At 41.2% G+C, this 16,953-nt stretch carries 12 protein-coding genes; 1 reads left to right on the top strand and 11 read right to left on the bottom strand.

Going from position 1 to position 16,953, the window contains the following annotated elements:
• Positions 1-12: 12 nt before the first annotated feature.
• The 11 genes from PGS10_RS13305 to galF all read right to left on the bottom strand — a co-directional run bounded on the left by PGS10_RS13305 (position 13) and on the right by galF (position 14,492).
• The gene (locus PGS10_RS13305; protein WP_047078094.1) at positions 13-1,002 is read right to left on the bottom strand and encodes a polysaccharide pyruvyl transferase family protein; all 990 of its coding nucleotides are present in this window, start codon (positions 1,000-1,002) and stop codon (positions 13-15) included.
• 1 nt (position 1,003) lies between these two features.
• Positions 1,004-2,545 (bottom strand): hypothetical protein, encoded by a 1,542-nt coding sequence (locus tag PGS10_RS13300; RefSeq protein WP_316423084.1) that lies wholly within the window; start codon positions 2,543-2,545, stop codon positions 1,004-1,006.
• A 61-nt stretch (positions 2,546-2,606) separates the two neighbouring features.
• Positions 2,607-3,590 (bottom strand): glycosyltransferase family 4 protein, encoded by a 984-nt coding sequence (locus PGS10_RS13295; RefSeq protein ID WP_047078095.1) that lies wholly within the window; start codon positions 3,588-3,590, stop codon positions 2,607-2,609.
• 17 nt (positions 3,591-3,607) lie between these two features.
• The gene (locus PGS10_RS13290; RefSeq protein WP_047078096.1) at positions 3,608-4,654 is read right to left on the bottom strand and encodes a glycosyltransferase; all 1,047 of its coding nucleotides are present in this window, start codon (positions 4,652-4,654) and stop codon (positions 3,608-3,610) included.
• 113 nt (positions 4,655-4,767) lie between these two features.
• Complete coding sequence (gene wbaP / locus PGS10_RS13285) at positions 4,768-6,195, bottom strand: undecaprenyl-phosphate galactose phosphotransferase WbaP (protein WP_047078097.1); 1,428 nt, start codon at positions 6,193-6,195, stop codon at positions 4,768-4,770.
• A gap of 101 nt (positions 6,196-6,296) precedes the next feature.
• Positions 6,297-8,462, bottom strand: a complete 2,166-nt coding sequence (locus PGS10_RS13280) for a polysaccharide biosynthesis tyrosine autokinase (RefSeq protein ID WP_047078098.1) — start codon at positions 8,460-8,462, stop codon at positions 6,297-6,299.
• 16 nt (positions 8,463-8,478) lie between these two features.
• Positions 8,479-8,913 (bottom strand): protein tyrosine phosphatase, encoded by a 435-nt coding sequence (locus PGS10_RS13275; protein ID WP_072047967.1) that lies wholly within the window; start codon positions 8,911-8,913, stop codon positions 8,479-8,481.
• A 1-nt stretch (position 8,914) separates the two neighbouring features.
• Positions 8,915-10,051: a polysaccharide export protein gene (locus PGS10_RS13270; RefSeq protein WP_047078099.1), complete on the bottom strand. Its 1,137-nt coding sequence runs from the start codon at positions 10,049-10,051 to the stop codon at positions 8,915-8,917.
• Positions 10,052-10,162: 111 nt separating this feature from the next.
• Positions 10,163-11,602, bottom strand: coding sequence for a capsule assembly Wzi family protein (locus PGS10_RS13265; protein WP_316423083.1), 1,440 nt, complete (start codon positions 11,600-11,602; stop codon positions 10,163-10,165).
• Positions 11,603-12,523: 921 nt separating this feature from the next.
• Complete coding sequence (locus PGS10_RS13260; RefSeq protein WP_045391862.1) at positions 12,524-13,153, bottom strand: phosphatase PAP2 family protein; 630 nt, start codon at positions 13,151-13,153, stop codon at positions 12,524-12,526.
• Positions 13,154-13,601: 448 nt separating this feature from the next.
• Entirely contained in the window at positions 13,602-14,492 is an 891-nt protein-coding gene (gene galF / locus PGS10_RS13255; protein ID WP_015706060.1) for a UTP--glucose-1-phosphate uridylyltransferase GalF, read from the bottom strand.
• An 855-nt stretch (positions 14,493-15,347) separates the two neighbouring features.
• Between galF and PGS10_RS13250 the strand changes: the two genes are divergently transcribed.
• A complete protein-coding gene (locus PGS10_RS13250; RefSeq protein ID WP_047078101.1) occupies positions 15,348-16,934 on the top strand; it encodes a TerC family protein in 1,587 nt (528 codons plus the stop codon).
• The last annotated feature ends 19 nt before the right edge of the window (positions 16,935-16,953 follow it).

The raw sequence follows: 16,953 nt of genomic DNA, 5'->3' as shown, positions 1-16,953 counted from the left end.
TTTAGAATAAAATTACACAACAAAACTTCTGCATTTATCCGCTAATTCATTAGCATATTGTTCATGCAATGTTTTATTTTTAATAATAGTATTCATACCTATTTTCTTACCATCAAATTCGAAGTTAGCAGTCGCATTGGCATTCATATCGACGTCAATTCTATTAAAGAAGTCAAATAATCCATCGAAACGGCAGTTATCAACTTTATTTTTAAAACCACCATTTACAAAAATAACTGGAGTGCCCATAGCCAGGCATGGAAGAGCAGTATGAATCCTGGAGGTTACTACCAGTTTTGCATTAGCCAATTTCCTCAGAAAATCATCGGCTAATTTAAAACCTTCGTCAGCGGAAAGGTACGGAATGATCTGTTTTTCATGTTTAGCATGCTTGAGTAATTCACTATCAAAAAATTGGTTTAGTACTTTGCTTCTATGATTAAATTCAAATGCCCGACCATTTAGCAAGCGTTTTCCGAAACGTAATGGTTGGCTCATTAACTCTGGTAATGACATTGAGTCATACATCACATCGATAAAATAAATATCATCAGTAACATTATCCCGTTTATATTTATTCCCCAACGTAAGTGTCATACAGCCTGAGTAATATGCATCAATCCCTTTTGAGATCAGCAAATCACGAGTGTAAAAATCACGGCAACCTATCGGCGCATGTTTTTTAAAGTGCTCAATACTCGCAGGTGTGAAAATTTTATCTACAATAGTAGAGTTAATATGGATTGAAACATATAAAGGAGTTATATCTTCAGATGGCGGAAAGTTTTCTGGTATATCCATATACCACGCATTCATGATCATTTTTACTTTATTACCACTATAAGTATTCATATGATCTCGTGGTATATACTCATTCACGCAAGGTAAAAACTGGCGTGCTGCTGTACTTTGTACATAATCACCCAGATTGATCCAGTTTCTTTTGACATAGATGTCACTTTCGTACGTCAGGACGCCATATTGAGTATTGTTTACTTGCATGTTATTTCCTACCTAATTTTTTCTTTATTAAAGATGTTAAATATTTTCTTTCTGAACTAATTAGCACCAAATAGAAAAAGAGTATAGCCACTGCGATTGTGTTTAAGGCGATTAGAAGCAGTAGTCCTAAAAAACCTACAGGAAGTACGGTGTTAATGTAAAATGAAATTGCAAATGATATTACAGAAACAGAAAATAAGCGCGGAAAAATATTAAGGAAAAATATTTTACTATTTAATCCAGTTACTTTTTCCACATACAACACTCTGAACATAATCATTGCAACTGCACAAAGTATACGACTCGACACCGCCACAACCAATGCAAAACCCAAAGAGTAAAGAGCATATGTTAATACCAAAGTTAAAAGCATTATTAATGATGCTATTAACTGATAGTTCCGCAACTTTCCCACTGCATATGCTACGGTAACAAAAGGTCCTGATAGAGAATCAATGATGACATACAGTATGACAATTCTTACCAACACCACCAAATGCTCTGGAACTTGTTTCAACCATAAGTTAATAACAAAAGGCGCATCTACAAAGGCGGGTACTGCTGCAATCAGTACGATAAAGCCAGTCAACTTGCAGGATAAAGATAGAAGAGACGAAACCTCTTCGTGATTTCCAGTTGAATGCTGCTTTATCAGTTGAGGATTGAATGCGGTTTGCAAAGTACCTATGACACGGTTAAATGCAATCAGCACCTGCTCCGCTAACCAAACAGAACCATTTGCCACAACTCCGACAAAGAAATATGTCAGGAGAGCAATACCTTGAGAAAGTCCGACTAAACTCAATGAGCCCATCATGGACCAACTCGAGAATGATAGTATTTCCTTGAGCAGTTCTTTATTTTCCTTGAAACTTACTTTTACAGTACATATATCTATTTTCTTAATGCAACTAACAAAATAGACAAAAAACACTGATATATATCCAAAAAGCAAGAATGCAGCATACCATATTAATTTCGAGTCGAATTCGAACAAGGTAAATAAATACACCATGCCCCAACGCTGAATAGCATCAAATATCCCTATCTTAGCAAACAAATCCATCTTTTCAGTTGCAATTAACGCAGCGATAAATGGTGTTTGCATGATCTGAATAAGCAGAGATATGACAGACAACTGGTACACCCAAAATATTTCTGTCATACGCTCAACGGGAACTCTTAATTTATAGATTAAGAACCATAAACCAATTGTTTCAGCGAGGAATAAAACAGCGCCACATATTATAAAATGGACCAATATACTTGTCGAAAAGACTCTTTTAGTCCAGGAAAAGTCCCTTCTACCTAAACCAACTGACAGGAACCTTTGAGTTGCCAAAGCTGATACGTTTTGAATGAACGAAAATAAAACGATAATACTGCCAATGACACTGTAAAGCCCAAAGTCATAAACCCCAAGCGCATTTAAAACTAAGCGTGAGGTATAAAAAGTTGCAAACATTATTAGTAACATCCTGCCATAAAGCATGAATGTGTTCTTTGCAACTATCTTTTTATTTGTAGCGTATTTTTCACTCATTTTTACCAACATTATCGTCAACACAGAAAAATTTCATTCTTGTTTTACGATTTCTATACTCTCAACTACTTGTTAGATACTTATTAACAAGTTCTGCGGTAGCACTCCAGGAATATTTACCGACCTGTTTTGAGCCTTTACTAATGAGTTGGGTTTTAAGTTCAATATCAGAATGTAATTTAGATATTGCAGTTGCTATTTGCTGTATATTCTCAGGGTCAACTACAAGTGCTGCGTCGCCAGCAACCTCACCGAGGGAGGTTGTTTTGGAGGTAATTACAGGTATACCACTTGCCATTGCCTCAATAACAGGGAGACCAAATCCTTCATAGAAGGAGACGAAAATCAATCCTTCTGCACCACGATAAAGCTCAGGTAATTCTTCGGTTTTGACAAAACCAGTAAATACAACCCTATCAGTAAGCTCATTGATTTCAATGAGAGTCGCTAACTCATCGGTTTTCTTGCCAGTAAAAACAAGTTTTACGTTTTTAGGGATATCTGCTCTGGCAAATGCCTGAATTGTTCCAACCTCATTCTTATGACTTTTCCTGTTACTGACACATAAATAATAAGGATATCCAAAATCTTTCTTTTGTCCATTTGGTCGAAAATCGTTGGATACTCCATTCCCTACATTTACAACTTTTTCAGCAGGAACCCCGGACCATTGGATGATTTTTTGTCGAGAAAATTCGGAAACAGTAAAAATATACTTAGCTTTTCGACATCCTCTTTTTATAACAACCTTATAGAATATTTTTTTTAATAGACTCGAATTTTCAGGACGCTCCAAATGATTCAAATCATGGATTGTAAACACAAATGGTACTCTGGAAAATAATGGAGGAATATAGCCTGGAAAAAAAACTATACCATCACGCATCTTCAGCATTTTTAACGATGTTTTTATGCAATCAACAGGGCTGAATGGTTTGCCGGTGAAACCCGCACTCTTATAATTTGTTATTTTATTAATTTCTTCAGCAAATGTTCCGATTCCGCCTGAACCTGACCATCGGTCATCAATTAGAATGTTTTTCATATATTCCTTGATACATTTCAGTGGTTATTTATTATAGTCTGGATCTTTTTAGCCAGCGCCGCAGCTTCAGAGTCACGACTTCCTGGCTCATATAAATTTGTGGGAGGAAGAAAATCAATCATCCCATCACGTGCAGGGGCGATAATCGGGATATTGGCTTGCTTTGCTTCTAGCATCAGAAGCGGCACCCCTTCAAACCGAGATGGCAAGGTAATAAGATCAACATCCTTGCTATACTCCCATACATTTGGCTGCCAGCCATAATAATTTACTCTAATATTATTATATGAACATCCTGTTATAGTTTTCAGCTTCTCAAGATCAGGACCATCTCCAATAACCTTAAGCACTATTTCTTTAGAGGTCGAAATAGAATTTAACGCCTGAAATAGAATATCTTGTCCTTTTTGTCTAAATGAAACTCGTCCTGCCATTAAGATAGTAAACTTATCCTCATCTTTCTTATAGATATATCCCTTACCTCTAATGTATTCTATTGGTAACTTAGAGGAAAAGTTATGTAATACTCTAACTTTGGCATTTTTGTTTTTAAGGGAAATCTGTTCGGCAAAAACTTTACTAATCGTAATATAATTCTCGCACTTCTTGTAAACAAATTTCGATAATATGTCTTTTAACCACCCTAACTTGCTACCCATCAAACGAAAACTATGCGCATAAGGTATATAACTAACTAAGTTTTGGACTCCCGCAGCCTTCGAAGTATTAACAAATACAGAGCCTAACTCAATATCACCTTGCACAATGATAATAGTTTTATGTTTCCCCTTCAGAGATACTAGTAGTTCTTTAGCTTTTTTTCGAAAAGGATAATTAAAAGTAGAATGAAGTATTTCAAATTTTTTATGTAACACTTCATGATTCTCATATGCAATATTATGATCAGAGAGAATTTTTTTTAACGCTATATTATCTGAAGGGACAAAGCATGCAAACCTAAACCCTTTATTTCTAAATTTATTTAAATGAGCAATCGTCATCAATTCATGACCACCGACGATTGCTGCAGTAAATACGACAGCGATTACTTCTTTTTTATTCATAGATAGTCCATGGACAATGCAGTTCGCATACTACCCATTTGTTAATAATTAAAACACTATTTAATCTGTAAGTAATATGCGAAACTTTTTTTATTTTTCACCTTTAAGATGATTTAATATGCGCCATCCTTTTTTAATACAACACCTATAGTTTTAAAAAGGATGGCTATGTCGTTCCACATAGACCAGTTTTTAACATACCATGCATCCAAATAGACACGAGTATCATAATCAACGTCACTCCTGCCACTCACTTGCCATAGTCCTGTCATTCCAGGTTTACTAAGTAAATAATAATCGACTTCTTCGTTATATCTTTCTAACTCTGCGGTAATAATAGGGCGTGGGCCAACCAGACTCATCTCCCCTTTTAAAACATTAAACAATTGAGGGAGCTCATCAAGACTTGTACTACGTAAAAATTGGCCAATTTTGGTGATTCTGGGATCATTTTTCAATTTAAATGTTGCATCCCATTCGGCTCGAGCTTCTGGATCGCTCGCCAGTAAGTTATCCAGGACCTCTTTTGAGTTAACTACCATTGATCTAAACTTCAGGCATTTGAAAGGCTTACCATCTTTCCCAACGCGCTCATGACCATAAATAGCAGGACCGCCATCCTTTTTAACTTTATTATATATATAAAGTAAAAGTGGAGATAAAATTAGAATAATACCCATCGAGCCGAATATATCAAACCCTCGTTTAATAATTCGTGAAGATAATTTAGCCAGATTCTGCTGTACTCTAAATATCATAACTTCATGGCTAAATATGAATGACATATCCGTACTATCTAATGGTACGCCCCGTAGGGTTGGGATTACCGAGACAAAACGATACCCTTTGATCATAAACTCGCGAAGCCAGTTATTTCGGATTTCACTTTGATTTGATTCGACTGCAACAATGAACTGCGTACGCTTATCAATGCTAGCTAACCAATTTTTATTAGCATCTAGCACTACTGTTTTATTAGTATGTTCAACAGTTCTAGTTTCACCATCGCAAGAAATAAAACCAATGACGTCTAAACCGAGATTTCGTTCACTATTTATTGCGTTGTAGGCATCGATAGCGTTTTTACCATTTCCCACTATCCACGTATCTCGCAACCAAAGGCCCATTCGATTCAACAGCCATTTAGTAAACATCCTGGTTAATGGTAGCAAAATAGCTGCAATTACCCATGTTAAAAGCCATACATACCGTGAAAAATACCATTTTGCAAATGCTATTACAGCAATTTCAATAACAGCAAATATTACCAAAGTACGGAGAATTTCTTTTAACTCAAACCAAAAAGTTTTACGATAAAAATAATGCCGCAGACGAATTCCGTACCAACTAATGCAACAAATACCTAAAAGCCAATGTAAAGCAACCCACCCTTCAATCTGCTCATTAGGAACTCTTTCGTCAAAATGACTCATTGTAAGCGAAAGAATTCCGAGAGATAAATATAGAGATATTACAAAGCTTAAAAAATCAGATACCGCTAAGGATACACTGCACCCAACATTTCTAGCAAAACGGGTCATGATTCCCTCTGCTTATACCACGCTTAACATGGAGAAAGTTACTATGGAATAGAATACGGACTCTATAAATAGAGCCCGTTTTGTTTTAACCTTTCAAATTTTTAACTTTTTTCTTTATCTGAATACGAATAACCGTAATAACTATAGCCATAGCCATAATAGCTACTTGCTTTTTTAACGACTCCGTTCAAAATAGCACCCTTAACATCAATGCCACTTTGCTCAAAACGTCTTACACTAACTGCAATTTCTTTGACAGTATTTGATTCAAATCTTGCTACTAGTAATGTTGTCCCTGCATAACGACCAATAATTGCAGCATCGGTGACTGCTAAAATAGGAGGAGTATCTATAACGACCAAGTCATAATTAGATGAAGCCCACTTTAGCAAATCTGAGAATCTTGAATGCATTAGCAGCTCGGCAGGATTTGGTGGAACTTGACCACGTCCAATATAGTCAAATTCGCCACTGGTAACCTTCTCTATTGTACTTTCTACAGAACTTTGGCCAGAAAGTATATCTGATAATCCTTTTGTCTGTTTGTGGCCAAGCATCTTATGCACATAACCTTTTCTGAGGTCAGCATCTATAAAGAGAACTTTCTTCCCAGTCAGAGCAATGATCGCAGCCAAGTTAGTACTTATGAATGTCTTACCAGCATTTGGGCTTGCTCCGGAAATCATCAGTATATTATTTTCGGCTTCCATCATCGCAAAATGTAAGCTCGTCCGAAGACTCCTAATCGCCTCTACCGCAAGGTCTGCAGGGTTTTCTACAGCCAGCAGTCTATCCGATTGATTTTTGTTTCGTATATTGTTCTTCGCAGAATGTTTAGTTAACCATTCAGATACTGGAACGCTCGCATACACGCTTACTCCCAGCTCCTCTAACTGTTCTGGAGATTCAATACCACGACGCAGGAATACTTGTACAAAGACCATAGCTATTGACACGATAAAACCAAGTACAATGCCAGCTAATATTACAATTATTTTTTTAGGTTTAACTGGTTTCGGATCGGTTACAGCGTCATCAATGATTCTGACGTTACCAATTGCGCTTGATTTAGCAATATTCAACTCTTGCTGACGGTTGAGTAGTTGCATATATACAGCCCGACCAGATTCAACATCCCTACTAAGGCGCAACACTTCTTGTTGAGTCGAGGGCATTCCACTGACACGTTTATTTAGCTTATTTTTTTCATCTTGAAGCGTTTTCCTTTTTTCCATCAGTGCTTTGTAAGTAGGATGTTCTTTTGTATAAAGTTGAGAAATTTCTGCTTCACGAAATGTTAATTCGTTCAATTGATTATCAACGTTAACAATCTGATCCAGAACTGATTTTGCCTCCATGGTAAGGTCAACAGAGTCTTTTTGTTGTCGATATTGATTCAACTTGTTTTCAGCTGAATCTAAATCTCCACGTACCAAGGGTAATTGATTATTAAGGAACTCCAGGCTTTTAGCATCCTGCGCGGCTTGACGCGCAACGTTTTGAGCCAGATAATTTTGACTGATACTGTTTAATACTCGTGAAATGAAATCAGGGTCTTCACCGGTCAAAGTTAAGTTAAGCATTCCCGTATCTTTGCCCTGATCTAAAGCGCTAAATGATTCCTGCAGATTCGTGATTGCTTTCAGTCGAGAATAATATTTAACCTCAAATTGCGTTCCAGGTTTTGCATCAATCGATTTTATATCGAGAGCAATACCTTTCTCATCCAGTGGTACACCAACGGTCCCCTGTAAAACGATACCGTCAAAATCGACAGTGTAATGTTTATCATCTTTTACTGTTACCAAAATTTCAGGTACTTTTCCCCCAGCATCTTTCGGCAAATAAAGGCGATTAATCTCCAGATTACCTTCTTTCTCACCTAATAATCTAGCAAACCCCTTTCCTAATAGTGGAAAGTGTTTCTGTTCAACAAGAGCCTGAAGATTAAGATCATCAACAGTCTTTCCTAGAATCATACGTGACTGCAGTAATGCTATTTCTGGCGCAGATTGAGGTTGACTATCCGGCAACATTTGGCTGAGGCTATCTATTAATGCGTTACCCTGCTTTTGTTCAACCTGTATTAATGCATTAGCTTCATAAATTGGGGTAGCAAACAGAGCATATAAAACTGCTATAACTGTAAAGCCAGTGGTTATAGAAATAATGAGTTTGCGATGGTCAATTAATTCACCGAACAAACGTCCAAAATCAATCTCATTATTTTCTTGTGGTGTTACTTTTTTATCAATTACCGATGTCATGCGGTTTTTCCCGATATTATTGCCCTAACTTCTCAGCCCAAGAACGACAACTTAAGTCAATCAACTGATAAACTGATTCGAATGCTTCATCGCTCTTCCTGTAAGGGTCTGGTATCTCTTTACCTGATAGCCAATGCCCAAGAAGCATTGTTTTCCCCCTAACTTCTGGAGCAATCCGACTGACTTGTTCTAAATGAACTTGCTCCATTACTAAGAGCAAATCATATTGGCGCCCAAGACTTGCGCTAAATTGCTTACCTTCATGTCCTTCCAAAGAAAGACCATGACTTTCAGCAATTCGTATCGCTGAGGGATCTGCAGGATGACCGATTAAGGCACCAACACCCGCTGAGTCTATTTTCTTAGTCGGTAATGCCTTACGTAATAATCGCTCTCCAATCGGAGAGCGGCAAATATTACCGGTACAAATAACTAATATTGAGTCAAACATATTATGGCCACGTTTTGATATATCGGACAGTTTCGGTCATATCATGTACCCCAGTAATTGTCGGAACTAGCTGAGATATCACACGATTCCATCGCACCAATGGGGCTGTTGTGACATATACGATGTCATACGGCTGTAGCTGGAATTCTGTACCTAACACCATGGCCGATGCATCCTGTGCATTAAGCTGGTAAATATTGGCGATTTTACCCTCTTTATCGCCTTTTAACTGCCGCACGACAAAGACCCCTGTGGCATCACTAAACGCCTGTGACATCCCTTCAGCATTACCCAATGCCTCAGCTAATGTCATGCCGCTTCGATCCATTTTCATGGTACTTTGTTTACCAACTTCCCCCATGACAAACACTTTCAGATCATCATTTCTTGGTACGAACAATATATCGCCCGGGTAGAGTAAATGGTTTTCTGTCAAATCACCTTTTTGCATTAATGCAAACAGCGATATTTTTGTGTCTTTGCCGTTGTGAGTTAAAACAACGTTACGCCAGTCTGCATCAGGAGCTAATCCACCAGCATTATTTATTGCATCCATTACGGTTAGCGGTATATTTGTGATCGGCTGTTGTCCAGATTTAACAACCTCTCCGGTGACATAGGCTTTTTGTGAACGAAATGCAGCAATACTCACGTCTACTTGCGGGCTTTCAATATAGGTTGTTAATCGACTCGCTATGTCGTGACGTACTTCGCTCAACGTTTTACCTGCGACCTGAACCTTACCTATATAAGGATAAAAGATTGTTCCATCGGAGTTTACCCAGTTACCCGTATCGCTAGCACTACGATACTGACCTGCAGGAGTCGTTAGTTCAGGGTGATCCCAGACAGTCACCATCAGTACATCGCCAACACCAATTCGGTATTCATAGCTATGAAGCAACTGGTCGAGTTGCGGATTTGGGCGAGCCAGCACAGTCTCAGGTCTAAGCTGCTCCACTAACCTCGGCGTCATTGGATATACGTTCACCAATTTATCCAGGTCATAATCGCTATCCGGAAGTTCAACTACATTTTTGCGTAAGCTGTTCAGCCCCTGACCCGGAACAATAGTACACCCTGTCAAAAAGCTAATTGCCAATGCCACTGCTGAAACCCTAACAATTTTTTTCTTCATAATGTCACATCATCAATAAACCAAATTTTTTCAATTACTGATTTGCCGTCTGAGTTTTTACCGATTAACAATTCACAATCAGTAATCCTTACCCTCTTCGCAGCATCCAGCCTATAAGCTAAATGGAATCTCTATCCCTGCACTGGCACCAACATCGTCGCTATCGCTATTATCGGCATTGGTGTACCAAAGATTAGTATTCAATCGAACAGATTTATAGACATCGCCACTCCAGCCCAACTGTATCCCTTTTAAGGTGTCTGAATTAGGAAACGCTTTATTGATAGTCTGATTTTCCGGGTTCACTTTCGCGTACACCAGACGGGTACTCCAGCGCTGATTATCTTCAGTCACCAACTCAACTTTGCCTGCAAACAACTGGCCATCTCCCCCCATCGCATCACCTAGTGGATAGCCTTGCTGATAATAACCATCTTTATAGATGTGATGGGTATAACTGTAATTAGTGCGACTCATATTGGTACGGGTATCATGCGCTTCCACATACCAGTTAATCGCATCTTTACCCCAGCCGTGGTGACCTTCAATACCACCAAGATACATATTCGCGGAAGGTAAGAATCCTGACTCATCTTCGCCAATCATTTGGCCATAGAAACTCACCGGCCAGCCCAGAGTAGGTTCGAGCTTAAACTTAAAATCAAAACCGGCAAGTTGGTTGCCCGGTTCATTTGGGTCGTTGGCTGAGGTGTTGTCTTTGCCGGTGAATCCATCCCAGAAGTTGCTAAACGATTGAGGACGTCCCTCCCCACCCCACTGCATTATGCGTGAAGCGCCAAGCTCAAGTGACTGGAACGGAGTAAAGGTAAAACGGCCACCGATAATTTTGGTATGAGGTACGGCCGTGTATTGGTTCATCTGGCTTGCGGAAATCTGATACTGCCACGGACCAATCCAGCGCAACCACCATGTCTCAGGAGCAGCTTGTTCAGCGCGTTGCATTAAAAAACCGGTCATCGGTCTTGCCGCATCGCCACGAATCAAGCTACCTTCATAACCAGGGCCCCACCACTGGGGCACCTGGCCGAATGATAACCATTGATTCCAGAACTTGACTGCGCCATATGCGCCGTTGGCATTAAAACGTGATCCATTGCTAATACGCTCGCCGCCTTCGACATTCCCCTGCAGTTGCACATCCCACCATTCACCGCTGTTATTGAAGGCAAGAGAGAGAGAATTATCTGCTGGTTGGCTTTGGCCGAATCCCTGCGGTGTTCCAGGCTGGTCAGTTGACGTATAGCCGCTTACGCGAAAATCCGCCTTCAAATTAGAAAGGCGTTGATTGATGCGCGCCAGGACAACTTGTTCAGAGGAATATGAAGGTTTTGCTTTTTTCAGTGCTCGGGTAATTTCTTCCTGGCTGAGCGGCCAGGTGGAGAGACTTAGATGAATGACTCCGCGATCGGATAACCACGCCAGGTCGTTGCGAAGTTCATTATCATTTTGCACCAACCCTGCTGCATATACCTGCGAGCTAACTGATGCAACCAGACCCAAAGCAAGTGCGATACGAGCAATTTTTATCATTGTTCAAGTTCCATTTACGAGTCCCTTCCCACCAGGTGGGTACGGCAATGGGGATTTTTAAGAATCAGGAGCTTATGAGTTCGACAAGCCTATTTTTTACAACAGCGATCCATTGCCTCGATGGACAACATCCTCAGGTACGAGCGGTTTGCTGCAAACGGATGTGAACTTAATGCATTCATAATGTAAGCGATATTGGTTGCCAAGGCTACTTTCATGGGCTCAATAATGTGCACATGATCAGAAGTCTGACAACGTCGCTATGCGTATGGTGAGTATTCAAAACATTGGGTACCGTGAGTGTCAGGATACGCTACCGCCCTTGGCTTAACAGCTACCAACGCACTGTACCTCTTACCCAGGAATTTTCTTTACATCGACTGTTGGTGAATTAACCACAGCAATTATTTTTACCGCCTCGAGTTTACGAGATTCTTCTGTTAATTGGGAGTATAAATTCACCCCCACGAAGCGGATAAAACGATATTTTTCATTTTTACTGGCAAGGGTTCATCTGTTAATAAGATTATTTAATGGCATCCCTCACCAGCTGACCACTTTATTACCACCCTAAGAATGAACCATGGTAACCATATGATTTTAAAGCAATTAAAATAAATGCCATGTTTAAGTAAAAAAATACCCATGCAGTAGTCAACTACAAAATATGATAGATATCATCACCCACTTCTTTTTTGGGTTCCAGAACGATAACTCTGATTTCCGTTATTCTCTTTTCATTTAAGAATCATCTTATCCGTAATAACATACCGAACCGCGCTTTCAAAGATCCTGTTAACATTATTATGTTTCACCATTATGAAAGCCACGATTCTAAAATCCCTTAGTTAACTATGGATACGCCATTTATCATACTAATCACGCCAACTGTTAACCCGTAAACTTATCGAAATAGTATGATTAATATATATGCTTATGTAGATCGGCTCTGGTAAACGGCTTCTCAAATGGTCCGATCATGGTTGCAACCTCGCCTAACAACGACTGCGTCGGTGCTTTAACCCCAGTGTTTAATAATATGAGTGGGATAATTACCACGCTCAACGCCCCCATCCATGAAATCTGCGCAGAACGAAAAGCCGACGTACGCCATTGCAACAGCAGAAAAGTCAAACTTCCACAAGCCCCCAGAATAAATCCACTCACCACTTCAGATACCGAATGTGCATGAATCATCAATCGGGAATAACCCACAATACCCGCCAGAATAAAGCCCAGAAGCACGGCCCCCCAGCGCAGGGATGATGAAGCACGAGAAGTTAACAGCCATAAGAGTATTGGCCAAAAGGCGGTTGAGAGTGCGGTATGTCCGCTGAAACCGGTAAAATCGATTTCCCGTATGCCAATTCCCCAGCCCATAAAGGCCAGTTTTGAAATGCACACGACAGTCCCCGTAATCCCAAAGAGCAGCGCCCATTGCCAGGCCAGAGTCCGGGATGTTTTACGCAGCACCAGCACCGCGAACAGCACCACTGCGCTAGGAAGCAACACGGTACTATCGCCAAAAAACGAGACAAATTGCCAGTTCATTTACGCTTCATCCTCTGACGATACATCCCTTTTCCCTGTATCTTATCCATGAATTCCTTATGGGCATATTCATCCATTAACGTTACGTTTATATGCATACATCACCGTTGTTTAATGGCTAAACATGATCTCAGTCAAGTTTTATTTCGCATCTCTAACTGTGCTACAGTGCGCTTGCTTAAGAAAGAGCGCACTAAGCAACTATCAGTTAAGCAATTTTCTGACTCATCTGACCAAATGACTGCTTCACGCACGACAATCATCAATCAGCCATCGCATCTATGTACTCAATAAGATTCAACTGAGATGAAAACTCTTCATTGCAATTAATGAACCGAATAAATAAGAATCTCGGCTTCATTTCAGTTGGATCTTCTAACGCTGGCGTACCACTCAACAATATGATGTTATCTGCACGCCAGCTTTCGTTCGTATTAAGCGCCTGGTTTCACGCCAGCAGCTTTTTGATGCTCTCGCGGAATTTAGTTCCTTCTTTATGGTTACGTAAGCCGTAGCTTACAAACGCCTGCATGTAGCCCATTTTTTTACCGCAGTCGTAGCTCTCACCGGTCATCAACATGGCATCAACAGACTGTTTCTTCGCCAGTGCGGCTATAGCGTCAGTCAGCTGGATACGACCCCATGCGCCAGGTTCGGTACGCTCAAGTTCTTCCCAGATATCAGCAGACAGCACATAACGGCCAACGGCCATCAAATCGGAATCGAGCGTTTGCGGTTCGTCTGGTTTTTCAATAAATTCAACAATACGGCCAATCTCCCCTTCCACTTTCAACCCATCTTTGGTTTGAATGACGGAATACTCGGAAAGGTCCCCTGGCATGCGTTTGGCCAGAACCTGACTGCGCCCGGTTTCATTAAACCGCGCTACCATTGCCGCAAGGTTATAACGCAGCGGATCCGCGCTCGCACCATCAAGAATGATATCCGGCAACACCACTACAAACGGATTATTGCCAACGGCCGGACGCGCACAAAGGATAGAGTGACCCAACCCCAGTTGCTGACCTTGTCGAACGTTCATTATCGTGACGCCTGGCGGACAAATCGCCTGCACTTCTGCTAACAGTTGGCGTTTAACTCGTTGCTCCAGCAGCGCTTCCAGCTCATAAGAGGTATCGAAATGGTTTTCTACAGCATTCTTAGATGAATGGGTGACCAGCACAATTTCTTTGATTCCGGCGGCGACAATTTCATCGACGATATACTGAACCATCGGCTTATCAACGATCGGCAGCATCTCTTTCGGTATCGCTTTGGTTGCAGGCAACATATGCATCCCTAACCCTGCTACCGGAATAATTGCTTTCAAACTCACCATTATTTCATCCACCTATATGGTTATAAACTTTCGAATTTTTGTCAGAACGTTGATGTCACTGGCATTTGTTTGTGATGGTACAGCATCGTACCGTGCACGACTTTAACCAAAATCCTAAATTACTCTCTTAGTCCAAGAATACACGCAAAAAATGCTAGCTGACAGGTAGCTTTAAGAAAATTCTCACACATTTGTCCTGGTCAATTGGCATTCATGGGAGCAGAGCAAAAGCAGCGCTTAATGCATTGTTATTTAACAATAATAATTGGAAAACGTTCCTGGCGATAAGCAACTTCCTTTGCAGATTAAACATCTTCTTTCTTAAAAACCGCCATGGCAAGACACTTCAGAAAAAGTCAAATACCATGTGAAATAGCAATTTGGCGATAGTAATTAGTAAAATCGTCTAAATTTTGGACAAAAGGCTAACTTGACTAACCTTCTTACCCGCAGATTAACCCATTGTCCATCGCTGATACTGCTGCTTTTATGCAACAATGAGCCATCTTAAGGGTCTTATTAAACGAGAGACCTGACAAGCTACGGAATTCAGTAGGAATTTTCCCCTAAATAACAACTTGGTGAAAAATACGCAAATATTTTGGTGTTGGCCACGGTTAATAATCTTTTCTTATCCTTGCTATTACCGCACAGTAATTGTATGGATTTCTAATTAATTCCAAATCAGCCCAAATAGATCTTAAAGGCCCGATATTTAACCATCGTTTATTACGTTATAACTTTCGTTTGTACGCTAACCCGCTACGCATCGCCACCATAAGTCGTTGCATTTTACCTGGCGCTTATCCATGATCGATAGATGATACGATTATGTTGTAAAGGTTCTTATTGATTATGGAATGGATTGCCGATCCCTCTATCTGGGCTGGTCTCATTACGCTCGTGGTTATCGAACTGGTTCTGGGGATAGATAACCTGGTATTCATTGCTATCCTTGCCGAAAAGCTTCCCCCTGCCCAGCGCGATCGCGCGCGTGTTACCGGTCTGTTGTTGGCAATGGTGATGCGTTTGGTTCTGCTGGCGTCAATTTCCTGGTTAGTCACCCTCACCACGCCGCTCTTCAACTGGCATGACTTAAGCTTCAGCGCCCGCGATTTGATCATGTTATTCGGCGGGCTGTTCCTGTTGTTTAAAGCCACCGTTGAGCTTAATGAGCGGCTGGAAGGGAAAGACAGTAATAATCCCACCCAGCGTAAAGGGGCGAAGTTCTGGGGCGTGGTGGCGCAAATAGTCGTGCTAGATGCTATCTTCTCGCTGGATTCAGTCATTACCGCGGTTGGTATGGTTGATCATCTGGCGGTAATGATGGCCGCAGTTATTATCGCCATTACGCTGATGTTAATGGCCAGCAAAGCCCTGACCCGCTTTGTCAACAGCCACCCCACGATTGTCATCCTATGCCTTAGTTTCCTGCTGATGATCGGTTTTAGCCTGATCGCCGAAGGGTTTGGCTTCCCAATCCCGAAAGGCTATCTGTATGCCGCTATTGGTTTCTCGGTGATGATCGAATCGTTCAATCAGTTAGCCATCTTCAATCGCCGGCGCTTCCTCTCGGCAAATCTCACTATGCGGCAGAGGACGACTGAGGCGGTGATGAATCTACTAAGCGGACGTAAGGAGAATGCTGAGCTTGATGCCGAGACGGCAACCATGGTCGCCGACCTGGGGGAAAACCCGCTGTTTAATCCGCAGGAACGCTTAATGATTGAGCGCGTACTGAATCTGAATCAACGCACCGTCAGCAGCATCATGACTTCACGTCATGATATCGAGCACATCGACTTAAGCGCGCCCGAAGAGGAAGTCCGCGCGCTGCTGGAGAAAAACCAGCATACCCGTATCGTCGTCACCGGCGGCAACGATAACGAGGATCTGTTAGGGGTTGTTCATGTTATCGACCTGCTACAGCAGTCGTTGCGCAATGAGCCGCTTGATTTACACGTTCTGCTACGCCAACCGCTTATTTTTCCGGAAACCTTGCAGCTACTCCCGGCGCTGGAGCAGTTTCGCCAGGCGCGGACGCACTTTGCTTTTGTGGTCGACGAATTTGGCTCCGTTGAAGGGCTGGTGACTATCAGCGATGTTATGGAAACCATTGCGGGTAATCTGCCTAATGAAGTGGAAGAGATCGATGCTCGTCATGATATTCACAAAAACGCCGATGGCAGTTGGACCGCTAACGGCCATATGCCGCTGGAGGATCTGGTTCAGTACGTTCCGCTACCGCTGGATGATAAACGCGAATATCACACGATAGCCGGATTATTGATGGAATATTTGCAGCATATTCCAGCCGCAGGTGAAGAAGTGAAGATTGGCAGTTATACCCTGCGAACTCTGGAAGTTGAAAGCCACCGAGTGCAGAAAGTACAGATTATCCCGCCGGTTGAAGTAGAAGATGAATTAGATTATGAAGTGTGAATAAAGCGGTTCAGCCGCC

Origin of the sequence: Klebsiella sp. 141153 (assembly GCF_032601995.1) — a bacterium.
Classification (GTDB): Bacteria; Pseudomonadota; Gammaproteobacteria; order Enterobacterales; family Enterobacteriaceae; genus Klebsiella; species Klebsiella aerogenes.
The sequence above is the reverse complement of the archived record's forward strand: the minus strand, read 5'-3'. Positions and strand labels throughout refer to the sequence as shown.

Bases quoted from the DNA above. Each gene is read 5' to 3' on its own strand.
- PGS10_RS13305 (WP_047078094.1), bottom strand. From the start codon at position 1,002: ATGCAAGTAAACAATACTCAATATGGCGTCCTGACGTACGAAAGTGAC.
- PGS10_RS13300 (WP_316423084.1), bottom strand. From the start codon at position 2,545: ATGAGTGAAAAATACGCTACAAATAAAAAGATAGTTGCAAAGAACACA.
- PGS10_RS13295 (WP_047078095.1), bottom strand. From the start codon at position 3,590: ATGAAAAACATTCTAATTGATGACCGATGGTCAGGTTCAGGCGGAATC.
- PGS10_RS13290 (WP_047078096.1), bottom strand. From the start codon at position 4,654: ATGAATAAAAAAGAAGTAATCGCTGTCGTATTTACTGCAGCAATCGTC.
- wbaP (WP_047078097.1), bottom strand. From the start codon at position 6,195: ATGACCCGTTTTGCTAGAAATGTTGGGTGCAGTGTATCCTTAGCGGTA.
- PGS10_RS13280 (WP_047078098.1), bottom strand. From the start codon at position 8,462: ATGACATCGGTAATTGATAAAAAAGTAACACCACAAGAAAATAATGAG.
- PGS10_RS13275 (WP_072047967.1), bottom strand. From the start codon at position 8,913: ATGTTTGACTCAATATTAGTTATTTGTACCGGTAATATTTGCCGCTCT.
- PGS10_RS13270 (WP_047078099.1), bottom strand. From the start codon at position 10,051: ATGAAGAAAAAAATTGTTAGGGTTTCAGCAGTGGCATTGGCAATTAGC.
- PGS10_RS13265 (WP_316423083.1), bottom strand. From the start codon at position 11,602: ATGATAAAAATTGCTCGTATCGCACTTGCTTTGGGTCTGGTTGCATCA.
- PGS10_RS13260 (WP_045391862.1), bottom strand. From the start codon at position 13,153: ATGAACTGGCAATTTGTCTCGTTTTTTGGCGATAGTACCGTGTTGCTT.
- galF (WP_015706060.1), bottom strand. From the start codon at position 14,492: ATGGTGAGTTTGAAAGCAATTATTCCGGTAGCAGGGTTAGGGATGCAT.
- PGS10_RS13250 (WP_047078101.1), top strand. From the start codon at position 15,348: ATGGAATGGATTGCCGATCCCTCTATCTGGGCTGGTCTCATTACGCTC.